Below are 22,839 nucleotides of genomic sequence, written 5' to 3'. Positions count from 1 at the left end.
CTACCCTTCGGGGAGTTTATTAGCGCCGTGGGCCACGACACACCTAATGAGTGGCGAGCAGGAACTCGGCATCACCGAGAGCAAGGAGCATTCACCCGGCGAGTGGTACGCCGAGGTCGTCCAGAAGGCCGGCCTCGCGGACTACGCCCCCATGGGCGGGTTCATCGTCACGCGCCCACGTGGCTATGCCATCTGGGAGCGCATTCAGAACAACCTCGACGGCTGGTTCAAGGACACCGGCGTCCAGAACGCCTACTTCCCGCTGTTCATCCCCGAGAGCTATCTGGAGAAGGAGAAAGACGTCGTCGAAGGGTTCGACCCCGAGGTGGCGTGGGTAACTCACGGCGGCCACGACGAACTCGAAGAGCGCCTCGCCGTCCGGCCCACCAGCGAGTCCATTATCGCGCCATTCATGGCGCAGTGGACCCGCTCGCACCGGGACCTCCCGATGCGACTGAACCAGTGGTGTTCGGTCGTCCGGTGGGAGGCCACCGAGACGAAGCCGTTCTTCCGCACCAAGGAGTTCCTCTGGCAGGAGGGCCACACCGCTCATGCCGACGAGGAGGGCGCGTGGGAGGAGACGATGACGCGTCTCGACCAGTACGCTCGCCTCTACGAGGAGGTCATGGCGATGCCGCCGCTGAAGGGACGCAAGCCACCCCACGATAAGTTCCCTGGCGCACACACGACGACGACCATCGAGACGCTGATGCCCGACGGCAAGACCGTGCAGGCCGCTACCTCCCACTACCTCGGGACCTCCTTCGGCGAAGCGTTCGATATCACCTACGCCGACGCCGACGAGGAAGAGAACACCGCCCACACCACGTCGTGGGGGCTGTCTTGGCGCGCGATGGGGGCGCTCATCATGACCCACTCCGACGACCAAGGGCTTGTGCTTCCGCCCGCGCTCGCGCCCGATCAGGTCGTCGTCGTCCCCATCTGGCAGGAGGACAACAAGGATGAGGTCGTCGACTACGCCGCCGACCTCGCCGCCGAACTGGACGAGGCCGGCATCCGCGTCGAACTCGACGACCGTGAACACCGCAATCCCGGCTTCAAGTACAACGAACACGAACTCAACGGCGTTCCCCTCCGGATCGAAATCGGTCCCCACGAGGTCGAGGACGGCGAGGCCACGTTTGTCCACCGGCCCGACGGCGAGGACGCGACCGTCGACCGCGAGGGCATCGCCGAGACAGTCGAGGAGCACCTCGATACCGTCCACGCCAAGCTGTACGCCGACGCCGAGGAGACGCTGGAGGGCGAAATCCGAGAGGCCGAGTCCCGCGAGGAGATCCTGGGCACCATCGGCCAGCACGGCGGGTACGTGAAGTGTGGCTGGTGTGGCGACGCGGACTGCGAGGAGCCGATCAAGGACGCTATCGCGGCTGAAATCGTCATGGTCCCGCTCGACCGCGACGAGGAGCCGATCCACGACGACTGCGCCATCTGCGGTGAGGACGCTGAGGAGACGGCGTACTTCGCGAAGAGCTACTGACAAGGCGGTTCGGCTACGTCCTTCGGCACCCGATTCAGAAACTCATCGGCTTCGGTGCGGCCCGTTTCCATGAGATCCTCGATGAACCGGGGGTCGCGGTCGCGTTTCGAGGCTGCTGTCAGCTTCTTATCGAGTGTGAGTCGCCGGATCTCCACGTGTTTGAAACCGTCCGGGAGATACCCCTTTTCGACCCAGTCGTTGACTTTCCGGACGAAGAACAGCTCCTGGTTCAGCGAGATGTTGCCGGACAGTTCTTGCCGGCGGTCAGTGATCTCCGCCAGCGAGGTGGGCCGGTCATCACGGGTCTGTGGCTCGATCTGGATGACCCAGATCTCGTCGGGCTTCGGTCGGCCGCTGGTCAGGAACTCCCGAATAGGCGGGTTCTGCGAGAACAGACCGTCCCAGTGCCAGTGACCGTTCAGTTCGACGGCCTTGTACAGCAGCGGGAACGCGGCCGAGGCCAGCACCGCCTTCGGCGTGATGGCAGCGTCGGTGAACGTCTCGAACACGCCGCTGTTGACGTTGACCGTGCCGACGGTCACGTGCGGCGGTGCCTCGTCGGCTAGGGCATCGAACTCGTCGAAGTCGATGTGGCGGTCAAGCAGCGACAGGTACCAGCGCTGGCCCGGCCGACCCGGCGTCGCGTAGGGGGAGACGTCGGTCGTGGGAACCATGAGATTCTGCAGTCGTTTGCGCCATACGAGCGACTCGTTCAGCAGGAACGAGGGCGGCGTCGTCGCGGCGACATCACACCAGATATCTTCCAGCAGTTGTCCGGCATAGTCGGGGCCCTCACTGAGCAGGCCATACCAGGCCGTGACAGCACAGAGAGCGCCCCCGGAGGTACCACTTAACCCCACGAGATTGGACTCGCCGTCGACCGCTGGCAGGAGTCGTTGCAGCGCACCGGCGGTAAACGCGCTGTGGCTGCCGCCGCCCTGACAGGCGATAGCGACGCTGGGGCCATGATTAGACATGGTTTAATTCATGTACGAAGGGCTTGCATAGATAACTGCCGGCCAACCGATACTGTCGGCTGTGATCCGGTGCAACGCACTGTCACCTACGGGTGGCACGTCTCTTCACGAAGGGACAGCTAGCAGTATGAAGGAAGGATGGGGTCGGGGAGCGTGTGACATTTTCCTCCGTGCCCCCGATAACCACTGCTGTCCCTATGTATATAAATCGCCGTCAGACTAGGGTCATACAAACGCCAAACGGCGAACAGATACCGTCGTGGGAACCGGGATGTACCGGACATTCTGGATGATCAGCGGTGGGCCGATAGCCCTGGTTGCTTGATTAGTCGGGGTGCGCTGTTGGGAGATAACGGGCGACTAATTGAGCGGTTGAATACGTCGCAGCGAGCGAATAATATTAAGACCTTATATATTCTTCTGTCGCAGCAATCGGTAGATATCCGGAACCAACACGGTTATATCCTGTCCTATGTTATCGCCTGTCATGGACGACGTGTTTGTCGGACGAATTATGTCATCGCCTGTCACCACTGCTGCCGCTGACGCGAACGCGAAAGCGGTCGCCAAGCGGATGCTCGACGAGAACATCAGCTCCGTTGTTGTCGTCGACGCTGACGGAGAGTTGTTGGGGATTCTAACCTCCACGGACTTCGTCGAAATCGCCGCAGAAGGTGGCGACACGACGGCGCTAGACGTGTCTGACTTCATGACGACGGAGCCGGTTACAGTAACGGCAAACGATCCCGTCGAGGCGGCCGCAAGCCTGATGCTGGACCACAGTGTCCACCACCTCCCTGTCGTTGATGAGACGGAAGGTGTCGTCGGAATGCTGACTACAACTGACATGACGGCTTACGTTTCGGGTATCGAGCAGTCATCCGCACCCGTACTCGGCTGAACAGCGTGTGAACCGCTAGCCTGCGGACGGCATTTATAAACTCCGATACTGTTTCAACAATCGTTATAAATATATACTCCCTAATGTGGGGTTAAACAACACTAATACCATTAGGATTACCCTCTTATAGTGGCATCCCCAGTCGTGAAACACATGGTTGAGCGACAGACAGGTCTCTCTGCAGGCGACGCCGGGCTTGCAGATCCCACGGACGAACGGTCGAACTGTGGCGTCGGGGTCGTCATGGACCTCGACGGCCAGAGCGATCACTGGGTTGTATCGGACGGACTCGAACTCCTCGACAACCTCGAACATCGAGGGACAACGGGAGCCGAGCAAGATACGGGCGACGGAGCGGGCATCATGCTCCAGATTCCACACGAGTTTTTCGCTGCCGAAGTCGACGCCGACCTGCCACCCGCTGGCGAGTACGCCGTCGGCACGCTCTTTCTCCCGAAGGATGACGACGAGATCGCCGAGAGTCTGAAAGACCTCGTCGAGACGGAACTCGCCGCGGAAGGGCTGGACGTCCTCGACTGGCGCGATGTTCCAACTGACAACAGCGACCTCGGTGCGACGGCGCTCGAATCCGAGCCCGACATCGTCCAGTTTTTCGTCACCTCCGCGACGGGCAAGACCGGCGATGCCTTCGAGAACCAGCTCTATATCGGCCGCCGGTCGCTCGAAAACACGGTTGAAGAGGAAAAACCGGCCGGTCACGAGCGCTTCTACGTCGTCTCGCTCGCAACCGACGTGGTAGTGTACAAGGGCCTGCTCAAGGCCGAACAGCTCGAAGACTACTATCCGGACCTCGAAGACGAGCGGATGCAGTCGACGTTTGCGATGGTTCACGCCCGCTTCTCGACGAACACGCTGGGCGCGTGGCACCTCGCCCATCCGTATCGTCGTGTCATCCACAACGGCGAGTTCAACACGATTCAGGGCAATATCAACTGGATGCGCGCTCGGGAGACCGACATCCAGAGCGACGAGTTCGAGGGCGACTTAGAGAAGATCAAGCCTATCATCGACGACCCCGAGCAATCTGACACCGCGAGCGTCGACAACGCGCTCGAACTCCTGCTGCAGGGCGGTCGCGACCTGCCCCACGCGCTCCGGATGCTCATTCCCGAAGCCTGGCGCGGCGAGATGAACGACGTAACCGGCGACCGGCGCGACTTCTACGACTACCACGCCTCGCTGGTCGAACCCTGGGACGGCCCGGCGCTCGTCGCGGCGACGGACGGCGACCGCATCGGAGCCGTGCTGGACCGGAACGGCCTCCGCCCGTGTCGGTACGACATCCTCGAAGACAACACGCTCGTGATGTCCTCGGAAGCCGGTGCGCTGGAACACGACGCAAGCGAAATCAAGGAGCGCGGCCGCCTCCAACCCGGACAGTGCTTCCTCGCAGACCCCGAAGAGGGACGCGTCATTCCCGACGAGGAAGTGTTCGGTGATATCACCGACGACAAGTACGGCGAGTGGGTCGACGAGGAACAGGTCGACATCGATGAGGTCGCCGACCGCGAGGACAACGCGCCACGGGACCCCTCGGATGCGCTGCGGAGCCATCAGGCCATGTACGGCTACACGTACGACGAGGTCGACCACCTCATCGAGCCGATGGCCGAGAAGGGGAAAGACCCCGTCGGCTCCATGGGCGACGACACGCCGCTGTCGGTGCTTTCGCAGTTCAACCGCCCGCTGTTCACCTACTTCAAGCAGCTGTTCGCCCAAGTGACGAACCCGCCGCTCGACTACATCCGCGAGGAGCTCGTCACCTCGCTGGAGTCCCGGCTGGGCTTCCAGCGTAACATGCTCGACGAGAGCCAGGACCACGCCCGTCAGCTCGTGCTCGACTCGCCGATCCTCACCGACGAGGAGACGGAGTCGATCAAGGACCTGGACGCGAACGGCATGTCCACGAAGGTCCTCGACATCACCTACGAGAAGGACGGCGACCTCCGCCAGGCCGTCGAGGACGTGCGAGCCGAAGCCGACGCGGCCGCGAAGGAACACGACATCCTCGTGCTCTCGGACCGGACGGCCAGCGAGGACCGCGTGCCGATTCCGAGCCTGCTGGCGGTCGGTGGCATCCACCACCACCTCGTCCGCAACGGCCTCCGAAACCATGTCGGGCTCGTCGTCGAGTCCGGCGACCCGCGTGCGGTCCATCACTTCGCGACGCTCATCGGCTACGGGGCCGGCGCGGTCAACCCCTACCTGGCCTACCAGACCATCGAGGACCTGGTGGCCGGCCCGGACGGCGCGGACCTGGCCGACGCCATCGACGCCTACATCACCGCCGTCGAGGACGGCCTCTTGAAGACGATGGCCAAGATGGGTATCTCGACGGTCGAATCCTACCAGGGCGCCCAGATCTTCGAGGCCGTCGGCCTCTCATCTGACTTCATCGCCGAGTACTTCGAGGGGACGACCTGCCGGACCGAGGGAATCGGCATCGAGGAGATCGAGGACGACCTCACCCAGCGACACGACGTCGCCTGGAGCGAGGAGGAGCCAGAGATGCCCCGCCAGGGCGAGTACGAGTTCCGCTCGAACGGCATCCACCACCAGTGGAACCCCAACACGGTCGGCAAGATCCAGCAGGCCGTCCGGATGGGCGACTACGACACGTACAAGGAGTTCGCCGAGCTGGTCAACGACCAGAACGAGGAGCTCCAGACGCTCCGTGGTCTGCTCGAATTCGACTCCGACCGCGAGTCCATCCCCATCGAGGACGTCGAGCCGGTCGATGACATCGTCGAGCGCTTCGAGACGGCCGCGATGAGCCTTGGGTCGCTGTCGCCCGAGATGCACGAGAACAACGCCATCGCGATGAACCGGCTCGGAGCCAACGCCAACACCGGCGAAGGTGGCGAGCCGCCCGAGCGGTTCGACACCGAGAAGGAGTGTACCACGAAGCAGGTCGCCTCCGGCCGCTTCGGCGTCACCTCCGATTACCTCGCGTCGGCCGACGAGCTCCAGATCAAGATGGCCCAGGGCTCGAAGCCCGGCGAGGGCGGCCACCTGCCCGGCAAGAAGGTCAACGAGATGATCGCCCACGTCCGGTACGCCACCCCCGGCGTCGGCCTCATCTCGCCGCCGCCGCTGCACGACATCTACTCCATCGAGGACCTCAAGCAGCTCATCCACGACCTCAAGGCCTCGAACCCGGAGGCCGACATCAATGTGAAGCTGGTCTCCGAGGACGGTATCGGGACCATCGCGGCCGGGGTCGCAAAGGCCAACGCCGACGTAGTCCACATCTCGGGCCACGACGGCGGGACCGGCGCGTCGCCGAAGACCTCCATCAAGAACGCCGGCCTCCCGTGGGAGCTGGGTGTCTCCGAGGCCAACCAGATGCTGCGGGCGACCGGCCTGCGGTCGCGCATCAAAGTGACAACCGACGGCGGCATGAAGACCGGCCGCGACGTGGCCGTCGCCGCCCTGCTCGGTGCCGAGGGGTACACCTTCGGGACCGCCTCGATGGTCACCTCGGGCTGCGTGATGGCCCGGCAGTGCCACGAGAACACCTGCCCGGTCGGCATCGCAACCCAGAACGAAAATCTCCGCGAGCGGTTCCCCGGTGAGCCACAGCACGTCATCAACTACATGACGTTCGTGGCCCAGGAACTGCGGGAGATCATGGCCGAACTCGGCTTCGAGACCATCGACGAGATGATCGGGCGGCCGAGCGTCCTGCAACAGCGCGACGACGTGTCCCAGCCGAAGGCCCAGAAGCTCGACCTCTCCTCGGTCATCGCCGAACCGGCCGACAACGACGGCCGCTACAAGCAGCGCGAGCAGACTCACGAGGTCGACGAACAGCTCGACTGGGACCTCATCGACGCCGCGGAGGACGCCATCTACAGCGGCGACCCGGTCGCCATCGACACGGATATCAGCAACGTCGACCGTGCGGTCGGGGCGACGCTCTCGAACCGCATCTCGCGTGAGCACGCAAGCGACGGCCTCGCGGACGACACCATCCGAGTCGACTTCGACGGCACGGCCGGCCAGTCCTTCGGTGCGTTCCTCGCGCAGGGCGTGACGATGGAGCTGACCGGGACGGCCAACGACTACGTCGGCAAGGGCCTCTCCGGCGGGAAGCTCATCGTGAACACGCCGGACAACGCACCGTTCGATCCGATGGAGAACATCGTCATCGGCAACGTCGCACTGTACGGCGCAACCCAGGGCGAGGCCTACGTCAACGGCATGGCCGGCGAGCGGTTCGCCGTCCGCAACTCCGGGGTCAAGGGCGTCGTCGAGGGCGTCGGCGACCACGGCTGTGAGTACATGACCGGCGGTGCCATCGTCGTGCTGGGTGAGACCGGCAAGAACTTCGCAGCCGGGATGTCCGGCGGCGTCGCGTACGTCTACGACCCCGACGGCGAGTTCGCAGCGAAGGCAAACACCGGCATGGTATCACTGGCCGAGACGCTCGAAGGGAAGGACCGGCAGATGATCACCCGGCTCGTCGAGAACCACGCCGCCTACACCGGCTCCGACCGGGCGGCCGAACTGCTCGAAGACTGGGATGCCGAAGTGGAGAACTTCACGAAGGTGATGCCAGACGCTTACGCCGAGGTCATCGCCGACCGCGAGCGAGACGACGTGCGGAACGAACCGCCGGCCAAGGCCGCCCCGAACGCCGAAGCCGCCGAAGCGGACTTCGCCGCCTCGACAGACGACTGAAGCACCGCCGTTCGACGTTTTTGTCTCTGTAATCAGTCATAGTTTCATCGCGACCGCATTCGAGACGAGTTCTGATCACCGTGATGCCACACTGTGACAATCGACCGCTGGTCCTATAGCTGTCGGGCCAAAGTGCTGCACATGGTCCCCGTACAACCAACTGTCGTATCGCATCGGAGCACAACATGAGTGACATCCCCGGTCCAGATCCCGATTCCGGATCTGACATCGATATCGATGTCGGCCGCGGCCTCCGAATCGCCGTCAGTGTCGTTGTCGCCCTCGCTGTCGCAATAGCTCTGTTCGGCGGCTACCATCAGGTTCCCGAGGGTCACGTCGGCGTCCAGAAATCGTTCGGTGCGGTAACCGGCGATCAACTCCAGCCGGGCGCACACATCATCGTGCCTGTCAAGGACTCCGTCCAGGACGTGGAAATCCGACCACGGACTTACACCATGGCCAACGCAGAGGGTGAAGGTGACAGAGCGGCACAATCGGATGCCGTGACCGTCCAGACCGTCAACGGAACGACGGTTGATATCGACATTACCGTCCGGTACAAAGTCCAAGAAGCAGACGCATCAGGGTTTGTCACCGAGTGGCGGAACGTCGGCCAGGCGGAGGAGCGACTCATCCGACCGTCCGTCCGCTCGCAACTCCGTGACGAGGCCGCCGGTATCCAGACCAGCGAGATATACACTAACAGTGGCCGCGAGCGGCTCGGCGATGCGGCACAGCAGAAACTCGAATCCGCGTTCGAGGGCGAAGCGCTCGTCCTCGAAGAGGTACAGGTTCGTACTGTTGACCTCCCGGACTCGTACGATCAGGCGCTCAACGACAAGGAAATCGCAAAGCAACGCGTCGAAGAGAAGGAGTTCGAGATCCAACAGGCCGAACGCGACAAGGAACGGCAGGAGATTCAGGCCGAAGCCGACGCTCGGGTCATCGAGATTCGCGGTGAGGCGCTTCGGGACAACCCGGTGGTGCTGAAACAGCAGTACGTCCAGAGCATCGACGATTCGGATAAGGTCATTCTGGCGACTGACGACGAAGGAACGCCCATCATCCTGCAGACTGGCCGGAGCAGTGGCGGAAACACTTCGAGTGCCGATACAGGGTTCTCGACGAACGTGACGAACGCGACGGGCGGCAACTAATCGACGACGCGAGGGAGCGTCTCGCTCGTTTTTTCCTGTACCGTTCGTCAGAGATGACTACTGGTTCTTGCACAGCGGGCATCAATCTTACCGGCTCTGTCGTCTATCGCCGGAGAGTCGTCTTGCTGCCTCAGTAAACAATGTGTGTCGAACCCGCGGCAGACGGTGGCGGTGAGCCACACTGTTTTGCTGGTCCCGTCCGAGTACGGTGTATGGACAGCGTTCTCGTCATCGGCGGCGGTCGGTTCATCGGCCGGCACACAGTCACCGAGTTCCGCGATGCAGGCTACGACGTGACGATGCTCACCCGCGGCCAGCGCTCGAATCCATTCACGGACACCGATGTCGCCCACATCAAAGGCGACCGGACAGACCGGGAGACACTTGAAACCGCTCGCAAGCAGGTCGACCCCGATGTAGTCGTCGACTGCGTGGCATACTTTCCGGAGGATGTCCGGGTGGCGACCGACGCGTTCGCCGATGTCGATGCGTACGTGTATGTCTCAAGCGGCGCGGCCTACGGCGCTGAACGGACGCCCAAGCGGGAGGGGGAGACGCCGCTTGCAGGCTGTACCGCCGAGCAGGCCACCACCGACAGTGCGGAGACCTATGGGCCGCGGAAAGCCGAGGGCGACCGCGAAGTGTTCGCTGCCGCGGAAGACGGTGTGCGGGCGATGAGCGTCCGGCCAACCGTCGTGTACGGACCCTACGACTACACCGAACGGTTCGCCTACTGGGTCCACCGCGTGGCCGAGTACGACCGGATCGCCGTTCCGAGCGACGGCCTCAGCCTGTGGCAAATGGCCTACGTCGAGGACGTAGCGAGTGCGCTCCGACTGGTCGCGGAGCGGGGAACGGCTGGCGAGGCATACAACGTCGGCGACGAGCACGCACCAACGCTCCGGGAGTGGGTTGACCTGCTCGCCGGCGTCCACGAAACGGACGTTGAGACAATCGGCGTCGGCGAACGCGAACTCGCGGCCGCGGGGCTGGAGCCCGACGATTTCCCGATCTACCGCGAGTCACCGCATCTGCTGTCGACGGCGAAGCTCCGCGAACTGGGCTGGTCGTCGACGCCCCACGAGACGGCGCTGGCTGTGACTGTCGCCGAGCATCAGGAGAACGACCGAACCGGCCGGGAGTTCGGCCCTGACCGGGATACGGAGACAGCGCTCATCGACCGGGTGACCGAGTGACAACTACGCTCGGTGGAGCGTCGTGTGCTTGACCTCGTAATCCTCTAAGAACGCACCGTATCCGCCGACAGTGATGCGGCCTTCTCCGGTGTCGACGACCAGCGAGTTCTCGAACCCGAAATCGCTGTTGTGCGGCTCAACGAGGTTCTGTCGGACATCGACTACCTCGCCGGATATCACTTCGAAATTGTCGTCGGAGCCCGTCGGCCGCGCATACAGGTCGGCGACGACGGACTCACCAGCCCGGAGCGCGAGCGCAGTCGTGAACACGACGGGGCGGAACATATCGTATCGTGCCGGGAGTGACGGGGGCCGTGAAACGAGGACCTCCTCGCCTATCGGCCAGTAATTGCCCAGGTAGGAACCGACTAACACCGCCGCGACCGCCTCCTGCGTAAACGTGATCGCGTTCGTCTCGTCATGGTCCCAACTGAGCATCGTCGATGGAGAGACGAACCCGCGTTGCTGGTCCGTCGCAAGCAACGAGGGTGCGCCGTCGAGGCCGAGACGGACGGCGTTGGCGACGCCATCAAGCTCCAACTCCATCGCTGCCGTGTCGTAGCTCGACAGCGCCAGGAGCACGAGGATGCCCCGCTCGCGGGCACGGCGAAGCGTGTCGCGGATCTCCGGGAGCCGGCGGGCCGGAACTTGGAGGACGACCTCGCATTCGGCGGCTTCGATGTGCCGTTTCAGGCGCTTGATGATGGTCGGTCTGGATTTGACTACCTCGAAGGAGTTGTCCTCGGCCGAGTTGTCCTCGTACCGTGTCTGTACCGCCGTCTCCAGCGTGTCGAGTTCGCGCTTTAACGTGCCGAAGGCCTCCGACGGGGGCGTCGCACGGATGACCGTCGGCGTCCGGTGGTCGTCGACGGTGACGAACCCGTCCGCGGCCAGTGACCCACAGATATCGTACACGTAGCTCTTGGAAACGCCCGCCGTTTCGGCAACCGTCCGGGCCGTTGCCGGTCCCTTTTCGACGACGGCGAGGTACGTTTCCGCCTCTGTCTCGGAGAGGCCGTACTGCTGGAGTTGATCCCGAACGGTCGCGTTGGGCTGGCGTGTGGAGTCAGGCATCGGTGTTCCATTCAAACCATGTTGGTTGGTTCCGTGTCACTGGATAGCTGTTTCAGCTAATATCACCGAACATATATAATAATTCGTGGGCGTGCGAACGGATCGACGTGTGTCTGTGCGTAGTGGCGCTCGACAGCACTGGATATTCCAGGGATCACCCGCAAAGCGGGACCGCGGCAGCCTGGTCAGGACTGTCGCCGAACCTCGTTGAGCAGGTCGACGACGTCTTCCATGGTAGGGTCGCGGCTGGTGTTGTTGCCGTTCCCGTTGTTACCGTTACCGGTTCCATTCCCACTGTTGCCCCGACCGGGGTTGCTCCCTGTTCCGTTCGGGAGGCCTGGAACGGGGTCCGGATCGGTGATGCTCGCCGCGTTCTGCACGATGAGCGTGGCCGTCGGGCCGTCCTGGCCGACAGTGAGTTCGTACTCGCCGGCTTCGACGACCTTCGGCCCAAGTCCGAGCACGTCACCGGGGACGACCTCCAGCGCCGTCAGGTCGGCGGTCACGTCCACCGTGGTTGACTCGCCAGCATCGAGCGAGACGCGCTCGTAACCGAGCAGCCGGCGCATCGGCTGGAGGACCGAGCCGTAGGACTGTGTGTTGAACACCTCGACGATGTGCTCGCCGGCCATCCCTCCGGTGTTCGTCACCTCGACGCTGACGGTCACTTCGGACTGGTTGGCCGGGTTGCCGACAGTAGGTTGAGTGACGGAGACGCTGCCGTACTGGAAGTCGGTGTAGGAGAGGCCGTGGCCGTACTCGAAGATGGCTGTGTTGTCCGTCCCGCCCGTCGAGGTCGGGTCGTAGCGGTTGTGCTGCACGGGTGCAGTCCCGACGTTCTCGGGCCAGCTGAACGGGAGCTTCCCGGACGGATTGTGCTCGCCGACCAGCGTTTCGGCGATGGCGATCCCGCCGTCGCTGCCGGGCTGGCCGGCAAACAGGAGGGCGTCGAGCTGGCTGAACGTCTCCGGGGACCCCCGCGGAGCGCCCGCGAGCATGACGCCGATTATCGGCGTCGAATCGTCGGCGGATTCGACGACGGTGTCGAGGAGGGCTTGCTGGGATTCGTCGAGCACCAGTTCGTCCCGGTCGCCGAACCCTTCGTTGTGGGTGCCTTCGCCGATAACGACGACTACGGCGTCGGACTCGGGGGCCGCCGATTCGACCTGTGACCGCTGCTCGTCGGTGAAGTCGAAGTTGCCGTTCTCGTCGCTTTGCTGGTTTTCGCCGTCGCCCTCGCCGGCGTACCAGGTCGTGTTCTCGTACGCGGTCGGGACGTGCGTGAGACTGCCGACACGAGCACCCAGTTCGTCTTCGAGGAGGTTCTGGCGTGGGTACGGACCGCCGGCGCTGGCTCCCTGCCAGCCGAGCGTCCAGCCGCCGTGTTGCATCAGCGCGCGGGTGTTGTTGCCGTCGCTGTCGACTCCGGGGCCGGTCAGCAGGACGGTCTCGTCGCCGGACAGCGGGAGCGCATCCTCCGTGTTTTTCAGGAGGACCAGCGACTCCTTGGCCATCGTCTCGGAGGTCTCCTGTGCGCCGCCGAGTACGTTCCCGATGCGGGACTCGTCGACCGTCGGTTGCTCGAACAGGCCGAGGTCGGCCTTCAGTTCGAGGATTCGTCGGACCGCTTCGTCGATACGCGCCATAGGAATCGCGCCGTCCTCGACGAGACCGACCACGGTGTCGATGAACTGGACCGGTCCCGGTGCGTCACCGCCGTTGCCGATCATGTACATGTCGACACCGGCGTTGATGGCCATCTCCGTCGCCGTCTCGAAATCGGGCGCGTAGTCGTGGTTCGTGATCATCCGGTTGAGGTCGTCCCAGTCCGAGACTACCATCCCCTCGTAGCCGTAGGTATCCCGGAGCAGCGTCGTCAACAGCCAGTGAGAGGCGTGAGCCGGAACCCCGTTTATTGACCCGCTGTTGACCATCACCGTCCCGGGTTCAGACTCCAGTGCCTCTCGGTACGGCGGAAGAATGTTGGTTCGGAGGTCGCGTAGCGACGTCGAGGCCGGTGCGCGGTCGTTACCGTTGTTCGGGACCGAGTAGGCCGCGAAGTGTTTGACACACGCCGTCAGCCGGTCGTCGTCCTCAAGCGCTCGTGCCCGTACCCGCGAGACATCCGCTTCGAGCTTCGGGTCCTCGCTGATGCCCTCGAAGAAGCGGCCCCAGCGGGGGTCCCGCTGGAGGTCCGTCGTCGGGGCGAACGTCCAGTGTGCGCCCATTGACGCCGTCGAGTCGCTCGTGTGGCGCTCGGCCGCCTCGATCAGACTCAGGTCTCGGGTCGCACCCATGTTCAGGCGCTGGGGGAACACCGTTGCCCCCTCCAGTAGGCCGTTCCCGTGCGTCGCGTCGACGCCGTAGAGAAACGGGATGTCGTGGTCGGCGTTCGCTAGGTTATACTCCTGTAGGGCATTGATTCCCTGAACCACGGTCTCGCCGTCGAAGCTCGGCGGTTCGGCCCCACCTGAGAGAATCGACCCGACGCCGAGTTCACTGAAGTACTCGCCGACCGTGTCGACCCCGAAGCTATCGGGGACGTTCGATTTTTCCGGTTCCGCCTCGAAGGAGCTGATCGCGACCTGTGTCATTTGGGCCGCTTTCTGCTCCAGTGTGAGATCGTCGATGAGCGAATCGACGTCGGGTTGCGCCGCGGCGGTCCCAACACCTGCGCCGGTGGCGGCCGCTGCCGTGGCCACGCCGGTCGCTTTCAGAAACGTCCGCCGAGACGCTCGCATGCCGTCATCAGTCGTGTCACGTGCCATGACAGGCGCACCCACCCGCTGATGTTAATAATTGTTTTTGGAAAACTGGTGTGTGATAGTTGTCAAAGGATTTCGGGTATCGCACAGTCGGAACGCCAGTCGCACCTAAACTGTTTTCACGCGTGCCCGGAGACAGGCAAGCATGTTCGAGAAACGCACCTGGATCCGCCTGCCCCGGAACGTCGTGGTCGGGCACGGGGTCCTCGGGCAGACAATCGAGGCTGTCAGCGAACTCCATCTGACCGGCCGGCCGCTCGTCGTCTCCAGTCCGACGCCACACGATGTCGCCGGCAAGCAGGTCGTCGAACAGTTCGAGGATGAGGGATACAACCCATCCGAGATCGTCATCGACGAGGCCAGTTTCGACGCCGTCCAGCAGGTCATCGACCACGCGTCGGAGATCGATGCGGGCTTCCTGCTTGGTGTTGGCGGCGGGAAGGCCATCGATATCACGAAGATGGCGGCCGACGACCTGGGGCTGGGGTTCGTCTCGGTGCCGACAGCCGCGAGCCACGACGGCATCGTCTCCGGCCGCGGCTCGGTCCCCGAAGGTGACACGCGCCACAGCGTCGCCGCAGAGCCCCCACTGGCCGTCATCGCCGACACCGAGGTGCTGGCAGAGGCCCCCTGGCGGCTGACCACTGCCGGCTGTGCCGACATCATCTCGAACTACACCGCGGTCCGGGACTGGCAACTCGCTCACCGGCTCAAGAACGTCCACTACTCGGAGTACGCCGGCGCGCTCTCCCAGATGACCGCGGAGATGCTCGTCGAGAGCGCCGACTCGATAAAACAGGGGCTTGAGGAGTCGTCCTGGATCGTCGTGAAAGCGCTCGTTTCTTCGGGCGTTGCGATGTCTATTGCTGGCTCCTCTCGCCCGGCAAGCGGCGCGGAACACCTGTTTTCCCACCAGCTGGATCGGCTCGTCCCAGACGGCGCGCTTCACGGCCATCAGGTCGGTGTCGGCTCGATAATGACCGAATACCTCCACAGCGGCCAGAAAGGCCAGTGGAAAGACGCCAGAGACGCGCTGGCGGCTATCGGCGCGCCGACAACGGCAGACGAGCTCGGCATCGACGACGAGACGGTGATCGAAGCGCTGACCACGGCCCACCAGATCCGCGACCGCTACACAGTACTCGGGGACGGCATGAGTGAAGAAGCGGCCATCGAAGCAGCGACCGTTACCGGCGTTATCTAAACCAGTTCTGCGACCGCGACATCGCTCGCGTCGTCCCACCGGATCGACGCGTCAACGTCGTCGGCCGTTTCGGCAGCATCGCTGTCGAGCTTGGCGCTGTTGATTTCGGCGTCGAACACGATACTGAGGCGGTACACCGTCTCCGCGTCCGGGTCCGTCTCGTTTCGCACCCCGCAGATAGTGGCCCGTACCGCGTCCCGAATCGTACACGCGACGCCGGCCGTTTCGGTGACGACCCGCTCGACCGCTGCCGCCGGCCGCTCGGCCCCCCGGGTCTGTCCTTTGGGTATCTCCCACGACCCATCAGCGTCGCTCAGCAACACATCGCCCGACTCGTTGTGGACGAACGCGTGTACGTCCACCTGTCCCTCCCGTGAGCGCTCGACAGCACGCTGGTACGCCTCCCCACCCACCGAAAAGGTGGTCTGGTCCACCGGCGTCGAGCCGAACTCCTGTTCGAGACGGGCGAGGCGTTCCTGAACCCGCGCTCGCGAGCGTTCGGCTATCTCCATACGAAACGGTGCTTCGGCAGCGTAATAAATCCGCCTGAACGCTCTCATAGTTTGAAACTACCCTGTGTACCGGCTGTAATCCACGCCCGCCACAGTACTCGGCCGGATATCTCAGACGTGCTCGTTGAGGAACTCGACGACGGCAGTGTACGCCTCGATGCGGTTCTCCCGCTTGCTGATGCCGTGTCCTTCGTCGTCGAAGACGAGTTTCTCCACGGGAACTCCCTGTGCGGCCGCCTGCTCGGCGATCTGCTCGGCCTCGCCGACCGGGACACGCGGATCGTTGGCTCCATGGAGGACGAACAGCGGTGCATCGATGCGGTCGACGTTGTTGATCGGCGAGATGGATTCGAGGAACTCGCGGTCCGTTTCGAGGGAACCGTACTCTGCCTCGCGGAGTTCGCGACGCCAGTCACCGGTGTTCTCCAGAAACGTGACGAAGTTGGCGATGCCGACCACGTCGACGCCGGCCGCCCAGAGGTCCGGGTACTCAGTCAACGCCGCAAGTACCATGAACCCGCCGTAGGACCCGCCCATCGCTACGATTCGGTCGGGGTCGACGGTCGGGTGGTCGTGGAGCCAGTCGACGCCGGCCCGCAGGTCCTTCACTGAATCCATCCGCTTTTCCACGTCGTCGAGGTGCGTGTAGGCCTTCCCGTAGCCGGTCGAGCCGCGGACGTTCGGCTCGAAGACGGCGTACCCCCGCGAGAGGAAGTACTGGGTCAGGCCCGAGAAGGACGGCCGGCGCTGGCTCTCCGGGCCGCCGTGGATGTCGACGATGACCGGCGTCTCGCCGTCTGTACTGGCTCCGTCGGCGGCCCCTGCCGGCAGCGAGAACAGCGCCGGAATCTCTCGCCCGTCGAACGATTCGAACCGGACGGCCTCGGGCTCGATGAACGTCTCACGCGGGATACCGGCCGTCGAGGCGGCCGTCCACTGCTCGCTCTCGCCGGTTTCGGCTTCCACGACGAACACGTTGGTGTTGACCCTCCGGCCAGTGACGCTGACTGCGAAGCGCTCGGCGTCGGGTCCCCAGGAGACGCCGCCAGCCAACCCGCCCGGCAGGTCCGGCGTCGGGAACGTCTCGATGGTTGTCGGCCCCGTCAGTTCGCCGACGGTGAGTTCGTTGTAGCCGTCGACGTTGCGCGAGTACGCCAGGCGGCCGCTGTCCTGATCCAGCGCGACGCCGTCGATGTTCCACTGGTCGTCCGAGCGCACGATATCGAGGTCGCCGTCGACCGAGAGGCGGGCCAGTTCGAGCGTGTCGCTCTCGGCGTCGGTGACGAGATACACTGCCTCCCCGTCCGGCCCCCACGACGCGCTCGTATAGCGAACCTTCCCCTCGTGTGGTGTGAGATGGGTGAGGTCCCCGCTGTCGATGTCAAGCACGTAGATGTCCTGGTCGAAACTGGAGTGGGCCTCGCTGACCAGCAGTCGCTCACCGTCGGGCGAGAACCCGCCCACCGAGAGCCAGCCATCGCCTTCCCAGACTAACTCCGCGTCGTCGCCGGTCGCATCGCGTTCCTGCACGTAGATGTCGAAGACAGCTTCGTCGCGGCGGTTCGACGCGAACGCAAAGCGCTCGCCGTCGGGCGACCAGCCACCCCAGCGGTGTTTCGCGTCGGGCATCCCTGTGAGTTCGTGGACGTGCCCGTCCGCGTCGAGGCGGTACAGCTGCGCCCGCTCGTTGCCGCCCTCGTCCATGCCGAAGACGAGTTCCGGGCGCTCGGGTGAGTAGTCGACGAAGCTCACGGTGTCGTCGTAAAAAGTCAGCTGCTCGGGCCAGCCACGCGGCTCCGTGAGCGACCAGATCTGGCCGACGCCGGTCGTGTTCATCAGGAAGGCGAGCGTCCCGTCCGGCGCGAACGAACTGCCGTAAGCGCTCCGGACGTTGAGATAGCGCGAGAGGTCGTACGCGGTCACAACGGGAGGGAGGGCAGGCACGGGCAAAACCCTTTGTGGCGGCTTCGCGGTCGAATCAATGACGTGTAGCGCTACTAGCCGGATAGTCGCTGGAGCGGCTTTTCACCCTGCCAGCGGGCGTACGCGTACGAGGCAACGAGCAGAATACCGCCAAGCACGAGGAACGAAAGGGTTCGAGCGAGCGTATCGAGTCCCTGCGTGTCGTAGAGGAACACCTTGGTCGTCACTAGGGCGAGGACGACGACACCCTGGAGCCGCCGACTGCGAGCGTCCAGCGCGAGGCCGACCCCGACGAACGCGAGCCCCAGTACTGCCCAGGCGACTGACAGGGTCGCTCCCGAAAGCTCCAGTCCCAGGAGTACCACCGCGAGTCCGGTCGCGGTCCAGGCGTACGGAGCGGCCACCGAGAGTTCGCGGTCCATGCTGGGTACCGTCGTCGATGCGCCGCCAAACCATCGACCGAGCCCGTAGAAGACCACGATTCCCAGCAGGTAGGCGGCCGGCCGCCCCATCACGGTCGCAAGCGGGTCCGCAAGCGAAAACGCCGGTAATCTGGTCGCGTCCACGGCGAGCAGCTTGGCGACGGTTCCGAATGCGACGAGGTGCCCACCGATGCGAACCGCCCTTGCATCCCGCTGAGTTCCGAGCGCCAGCGCTCCACAGAGCAAGATGAGGAGACCGACGGTTTCGGCGAACGGGTTGGCCGCGAGGACGACGCCGACGGCGAGCAACACGACGGCAAGCACTCCAGCAGCGCTGTTTTGCTGTCCCAGGCGTGACTCCGTGATGGCGTAGACGCCGCCGAGGGCGAGTCCGACTGCGCCGACAGCTACCCCGTCCGGTGCCGTCGGGAGAAGGCGACGAGCGACGCTTTCCAGCAGGATTGCGGCGAACACGGCATTGGATGCAGTCGTCGCTTCCACCAGTCGGCGGTGCCATCGGTCCGTTCGGCCGCTCGCACGGAGTACGTACACACCCGCGGCATAGACGGCGAACGTCGCGGCGAGGACGGCGGTGGCGACCGACTCGGGTGGCTCCAGCCTGTTCATCCAGGCGACGTGGAGCACGTAGGCTGGGAGGACGCTGCCGAGGACGAGCCGGCTCCACGGGCGGACAGCGGCGATGGTCACGAGCCCGGCTGTGAGAAGCACGACGTAGGCCGGTGAGACGACGAAGGAACCGGCATCGAGTCCGACGTAGGCAGTGACGTAGCCCAGCAGGAACGCTTCGCCGGCGACGGCCGGCGCACAGTCCCGCACCGAGACAGCCGCGGTGGCGGCTACGAGCACCGTCAGGGCGAGCAGGACCGTCCACAGCGGGGTTCCGATAGCGGCGCGGTACGACTCGAAGCCGTAGGCCGCGTAGACGCTGAAATACGCGATTGCGAGCCCGGTTCCCGCGACGAGACGTCCCCACCGGCTGTAGCCCTGCCGTTCAGCGGCGTACCGGCCCCCAGCGAGCAGTATGAGACCGCCTACCGTACCGGTAAGCACACGCCCGAGTGGACCGAGATACCCCGCCTCGATGGCCAACCGGATGAAGAAGACGACGCCGACCACCAGCGCGAGGCCGCCGACTCCGCCGAGCCATTTCATCCCGATGTCGCGCTCCCAGTTCCGTTCCTCGGGAGGGGCCTCGCTGTCGGCTGTCTCGCCGGTCTCTGTCCCTGGCTCCGAACTATCTTCGGACTCCGATTCGGGAGTCGCCGTGTCCGATTCGACTGCTGTACTGGCAGTTTGATCTTCGGCTGACGGCGGCGGGTCGGTGTCTAGCTCCGACTCAAGGGCGGCGATGCGTGTGTGGAGGGCATCGACCTCGGTGTGGAGTTCCCGTACCTCCGCACGGAGGTCGTCTTCATCGCTCATACATCGACACATTGCAGAGTTGCTGTAATAAACCTCCAGCCCAACGACAGCTTTCTGGAGAGTCGACCTGTTGTCTGCCGCTGCCAACCGCGAACGGGTGGATTTTTGAGCGGCCACGTCGTCGCCCCTGTATGCGTGTCGCGGTCGTCGCCATGGAGACGAGTCAGTACCGGGACACAGTGGGCCGGACCCGGCTGGAGCGGGTGGCTACCGAACTCGCCGCTGCCGGCCACGACGTGACCGTGTTCTGCTCGCAGTGGTGGCCGGGATTCGATAACCAGCGCGAGCGCGACGGCATCACGTACCGTGCCGTCACCGTCTCGCCGACCGTCCCCTCGTTCTGTGTTCGCCTGCCGGTCATGCTCGCACGATACCGCCCGGACATCGTTCACGTCCATCCGACGCCGGCGTCGGTCGTACTGGCGGCCAAGGCCGGTGCAACGCTGGCGCGCGCGCCGCTTCTTACGGAGTGGTACGGGGATGAGGACGTGCCCGAGAGCCGCCGGGCCACCCTCGCACTCCGCGCGTCCGATTGCCTCATCACCCCCTCCGAACTTGTCCGTACGCGGGTCCGTGAGCGGGGGGCGACGGCGGACCAGACCGCGATTCTCCCACAGAGCATCGACATGGACCTCGTTCGGGAAGCAGAGGCCGACGAGGAGATCGACGTGGTGTACGCCCACCGATTGGACGGCAGCGCCAACGTCGAGTCGCTGCTGCTCGGGCTGGCGGAGCTCAGACAGAAGGGCTGGTCGGCGACGATCATCGGCGACGGCCCGGAACGGGAGTACTACGAACAGGAGGCGGCCGACCTCCGAATCGACGACCGCGTGACCTTCGTCGGCGCGTGCGATATCGAAGAGCGTGTCTCGATTTACAAGGGCGCACACGTGTTCGTCCAGACGGCGTTCCGAGAATACTTCGCCACGGACCTCCTCTGGGCGATGGCCTGTGGCTGTATCGGCATCGTGGAGTACCAGGCCGAGTCGTCAGCCCATGAACTCATCGAGCAGCGCGGCCGCGCCTTCCGGGTGACGAACCCGCAGGAGATCGCCGACAAAATCACCGAGTCTGCCGGCTTCGAGCGCCGGACAGTCGACGAGTCCTTCGCCGAGTTCGACCACACACAGGTCCGGGCGGAGTACGAAGACCTCTACGAGAAGCGAATCGAAGGTATCGGTCTTTTCTAATCGAACGGCGTTCGGACGCGCTGACGACGGCCACAGACGTGCCGCCGGTCAGTACGGGATGACGCGGAAACCTTCGGGAAGCACCAGCCCGAACACGAGGAACAGCACGGCCGCGATACCCGCCGCCATGAGGGCGTAGGGGGCTTGACTCCTGACGTGGACCATGTGGTCGCTTCCGCTCGTCGATGACGCCAAGACGGTCGTGTCGCTGATCGGCGACGTGTGGTCGCCGAAGATGCCGCCACTGAACACCGCACCGAGGACGAGCGGGAGGTTCGCGCCCGTCGAGAACGCCAACGGGATGGCGATGGGGAACATGATGCCGTAGGTCGACCACGACGACCCGTCCGAGAAGCTGACAAAGGAGGTCAGGAGAAAGACGCTGACGGGGATAACAAACGCCGGCACGCCGCCAAAGACGTTCGTCACGAACGACGAGACACCCAGTATCGTCACTGCGTTCTGGATGGAACTGGCGAACATCAGGATGACAGCCGCGAGGAGGATGCCTTTGAAGCCGACCATCATCGCATCAGTCGCGTCATCGTTGGACGGGATGTCGCCCTTCAAGCGATACAGCAGGAAGCCGACGATGAGCGCCGAAAACGAAGCCAGACCGAGCTGGACGCCGCCGATGTTGAACGCCCACGGCCCGCTCGGCGGCGTGATGAGCTGCCAACTGCCGAGCTGGAGCAGGGTGGTCCCCATCCCTTCCTTCCCTTTGACGTAGATGACGGGGCTGGCCCGCCAGAACATTGCGCCGAGGCCGACGACGATCATGGTGAGGATCGGCCAGGCGAAGTTCCGCCAGTCCGGTGTAGCGGTTTCGGACATCTCGTATTCGTCCATCTCCGCAGATATCATCGGGTCAGCGTCGTCGCCGACGACCTTCCCTTCGTTTCTCGCTCGGGACTCCTCTGTTCCCATCCCGTAGATGTTTGGTACGATCTGCCAGGCGACGAGACCGGCGAGTCCGAGCGCGATCCACGAGTAGAAGCCGGTAAACAGCGTATTGAAAAACAGCGGCCAGACGGCCCCGGTCGCCGCGGTGACCTGCTCACCGCCGGTGTTCACGAAGTTCGTCATCCCGGACGGCAGCGTGCCCTGCCGCTGTGCCTCGACGAGGCCACCCCCGATGAAGCCGACCATCGCCGCCCCCCACGTCGAGTAGAACGCAAGCCGGGACGCTGGCGACCCCGCTGAGTCGACGTAGTAGGCCAGCTTGGCCCGTGACACGTCGAACTTGTCGGTCAGCGGGCGCATCATCGAGCCGACCACGAGGCAGTTGAAGTAGTCGTCGATGTGGATGGCGATGCCGGCCAGAAACGCGGCCTTCTCGGCGTCCGCGGCGGAGTCGGCTCGTGCCACTAGCGCCTCCAGCACGCCCTGGATCGCCCCGGAACGAATCATCAGTCCGATCAGCCCGCCGATGGCGAAGATGGCGAGCAGGACGTTCTTGACGTACCACTCCCCGAACAGCGGGGCCGTGGCGATTATCTCCGGAACGAGCTTCAATCCGAATATCGCTCCGAGTACGATGCCACCGACACCAACCGTCCACGGACTCCCGTCCTCCGCCTGTGGCTGGACTGTCGCCACCTCACCGCCAGCGGTGATCAGGTCCGACGGAACCCCAACAGCCTGGGGATGTAACGCGCCGACCAGTACGCCTGTGATGACGATGCCCACGAACAGCCCGATAAGCGCGTCCCGGGTGTACCAGGCAAGACCGATGGCGACGAGCGCGGGAACGATCGACCACGGTCCAGCCGCGATTCCCTCAACCATGCCGGCAGGTCTGGGTGGCGCTATATTAAGGTACGTGTTCGGACCGACGGGGTGGTCGCCCAGACGAAACCCGTTTGAGCGT

14 protein-coding genes are annotated in these 22,839 nt (G+C 64.2%); 7 read left to right on the top strand and 7 right to left on the bottom strand.

Annotated features, from left to right (window positions below; genetic code table 11):
* Window positions 1-46: 46 nt before the first annotated feature.
* The gene (gene proS, locus C444_RS13315) at window positions 47-1,501 is read left to right on the top strand and encodes a proline--tRNA ligase (protein WP_004593448.1); all 1,455 of its coding nucleotides are present in this window, start codon (window positions 47-49) and stop codon (window positions 1,499-1,501) included.
* Here the strand turns inward: proS and C444_RS13310 are convergent.
* Window positions 1,495-2,478: a patatin-like phospholipase family protein gene (locus C444_RS13310; protein ID WP_004593447.1), complete on the bottom strand. Its 984-nt coding sequence runs from the start codon at window positions 2,476-2,478 to the stop codon at window positions 1,495-1,497. The genes proS and C444_RS13310 overlap by 7 nt on opposite strands.
* 487 nt (window positions 2,479-2,965) lie before the next feature.
* Between C444_RS13310 and C444_RS13305 the strand changes: the two genes are divergently transcribed.
* The 4 genes from C444_RS13305 (at window position 2,966) to C444_RS13290 (ending at window position 10,436) form a co-directional block, all read left to right on the top strand.
* Window positions 2,966-3,379, top strand: a complete 414-nt coding sequence (locus C444_RS13305) for a CBS domain-containing protein (RefSeq protein ID WP_004593446.1) — start codon at window positions 2,966-2,968, stop codon at window positions 3,377-3,379.
* 153 nt (window positions 3,380-3,532) lie between these two features.
* Window positions 3,533-8,083 (top strand): glutamate synthase large subunit, encoded by a 4,551-nt coding sequence (gene gltB, locus C444_RS13300; RefSeq protein ID WP_004593445.1) that lies wholly within the window; start codon window positions 3,533-3,535, stop codon window positions 8,081-8,083.
* Between the two features lie 185 nt (window positions 8,084-8,268).
* On the top strand, window positions 8,269-9,240 hold the full coding sequence (locus C444_RS13295) for a prohibitin family protein (protein WP_004593444.1): 972 nt from the start codon (window positions 8,269-8,271) through the stop codon (window positions 9,238-9,240).
* A 212-nt stretch (window positions 9,241-9,452) separates the two neighbouring features.
* Window positions 9,453-10,436 carry an NAD-dependent epimerase/dehydratase family protein gene (locus tag C444_RS13290; RefSeq protein ID WP_004593443.1) on the top strand — a complete coding sequence of 328 codons (984 nt, stop codon included), beginning with the start codon at window positions 9,453-9,455 and terminating at the stop codon, window positions 10,434-10,436.
* 3 nt (window positions 10,437-10,439) lie between these two features.
* Here the strand turns inward: C444_RS13290 and C444_RS13285 are convergent, their stop codons facing one another.
* Together C444_RS13285 and C444_RS13280 are read right to left on the bottom strand one after the other, a co-directional pair.
* The gene (locus C444_RS13285) at window positions 10,440-11,510 is read right to left on the bottom strand and encodes a TrmB family transcriptional regulator sugar-binding domain-containing protein (protein WP_004593442.1); all 1,071 of its coding nucleotides are present in this window, start codon (window positions 11,508-11,510) and stop codon (window positions 10,440-10,442) included.
* 185 nt (window positions 11,511-11,695) lie between these two features.
* The gene (locus C444_RS13280; protein WP_004593441.1) at window positions 11,696-14,278 is read right to left on the bottom strand and encodes a glycoside hydrolase family 3 N-terminal domain-containing protein; all 2,583 of its coding nucleotides are present in this window, start codon (window positions 14,276-14,278) and stop codon (window positions 11,696-11,698) included.
* A gap of 142 nt (window positions 14,279-14,420) precedes the next feature.
* On the opposite strand from C444_RS13280, the gene C444_RS13275 reads away from it, so the two are divergent.
* The gene (locus tag C444_RS13275) at window positions 14,421-15,479 is read left to right on the top strand and encodes an NAD(P)-dependent glycerol-1-phosphate dehydrogenase (RefSeq protein WP_004593440.1); all 1,059 of its coding nucleotides are present in this window, start codon (window positions 14,421-14,423) and stop codon (window positions 15,477-15,479) included.
* Here C444_RS13275 and C444_RS13270 read toward each other — a convergent pair.
* The 3 genes from C444_RS13270 to C444_RS13260 all read right to left on the bottom strand — a co-directional run bounded on the left by C444_RS13270 (window position 15,476) and on the right by C444_RS13260 (window position 19,779).
* Window positions 15,476-15,991 carry an NUDIX hydrolase gene (locus C444_RS13270; RefSeq protein ID WP_004593438.1) on the bottom strand — a complete coding sequence of 172 codons (516 nt, stop codon included), beginning with the start codon at window positions 15,989-15,991 and terminating at the stop codon, window positions 15,476-15,478. The two genes, C444_RS13275 and C444_RS13270, sit on opposite strands and share 4 nt — an antisense overlap.
* A gap of 111 nt (window positions 15,992-16,102) precedes the next feature.
* Window positions 16,103-17,914, bottom strand: a complete 1,812-nt coding sequence (locus C444_RS13265) for a S9 family peptidase (protein ID WP_004593436.1) — start codon at window positions 17,912-17,914, stop codon at window positions 16,103-16,105.
* A gap of 74 nt (window positions 17,915-17,988) precedes the next feature.
* Window positions 17,989-19,779, bottom strand: a complete 1,791-nt coding sequence (locus C444_RS13260) for a DUF2339 domain-containing protein (RefSeq protein ID WP_004593433.1) — start codon at window positions 19,777-19,779, stop codon at window positions 17,989-17,991.
* 131 nt (window positions 19,780-19,910) lie between these two features.
* Here C444_RS13260 and C444_RS13255 point away from each other — a divergent pair, with 131 nt between their 5' ends.
* Window positions 19,911-20,969: a glycosyltransferase gene (locus C444_RS13255; RefSeq protein WP_004593431.1), complete on the top strand. Its 1,059-nt coding sequence runs from the start codon at window positions 19,911-19,913 to the stop codon at window positions 20,967-20,969.
* Between the two features lie 48 nt (window positions 20,970-21,017).
* On the opposite strand, the gene C444_RS13250 is transcribed toward C444_RS13255, so the two are convergent.
* Complete coding sequence (locus C444_RS13250; protein WP_004593430.1) at window positions 21,018-22,757, bottom strand: Na+/H+ antiporter NhaC family protein; 1,740 nt, start codon at window positions 22,755-22,757, stop codon at window positions 21,018-21,020.
* Between the last annotated feature and the right edge of the window lie 82 nt (window positions 22,758-22,839).

The organism is Haloarcula japonica DSM 6131 (genome assembly GCF_000336635.1).
GTDB classification, from domain to species: Archaea; Halobacteriota; Halobacteria; order Halobacteriales; family Haloarculaceae; genus Haloarcula; species Haloarcula japonica.
Note: the sequence above shows the minus strand (reverse complement) of the source record. Positions and strands in the feature narration are given on the sequence as shown.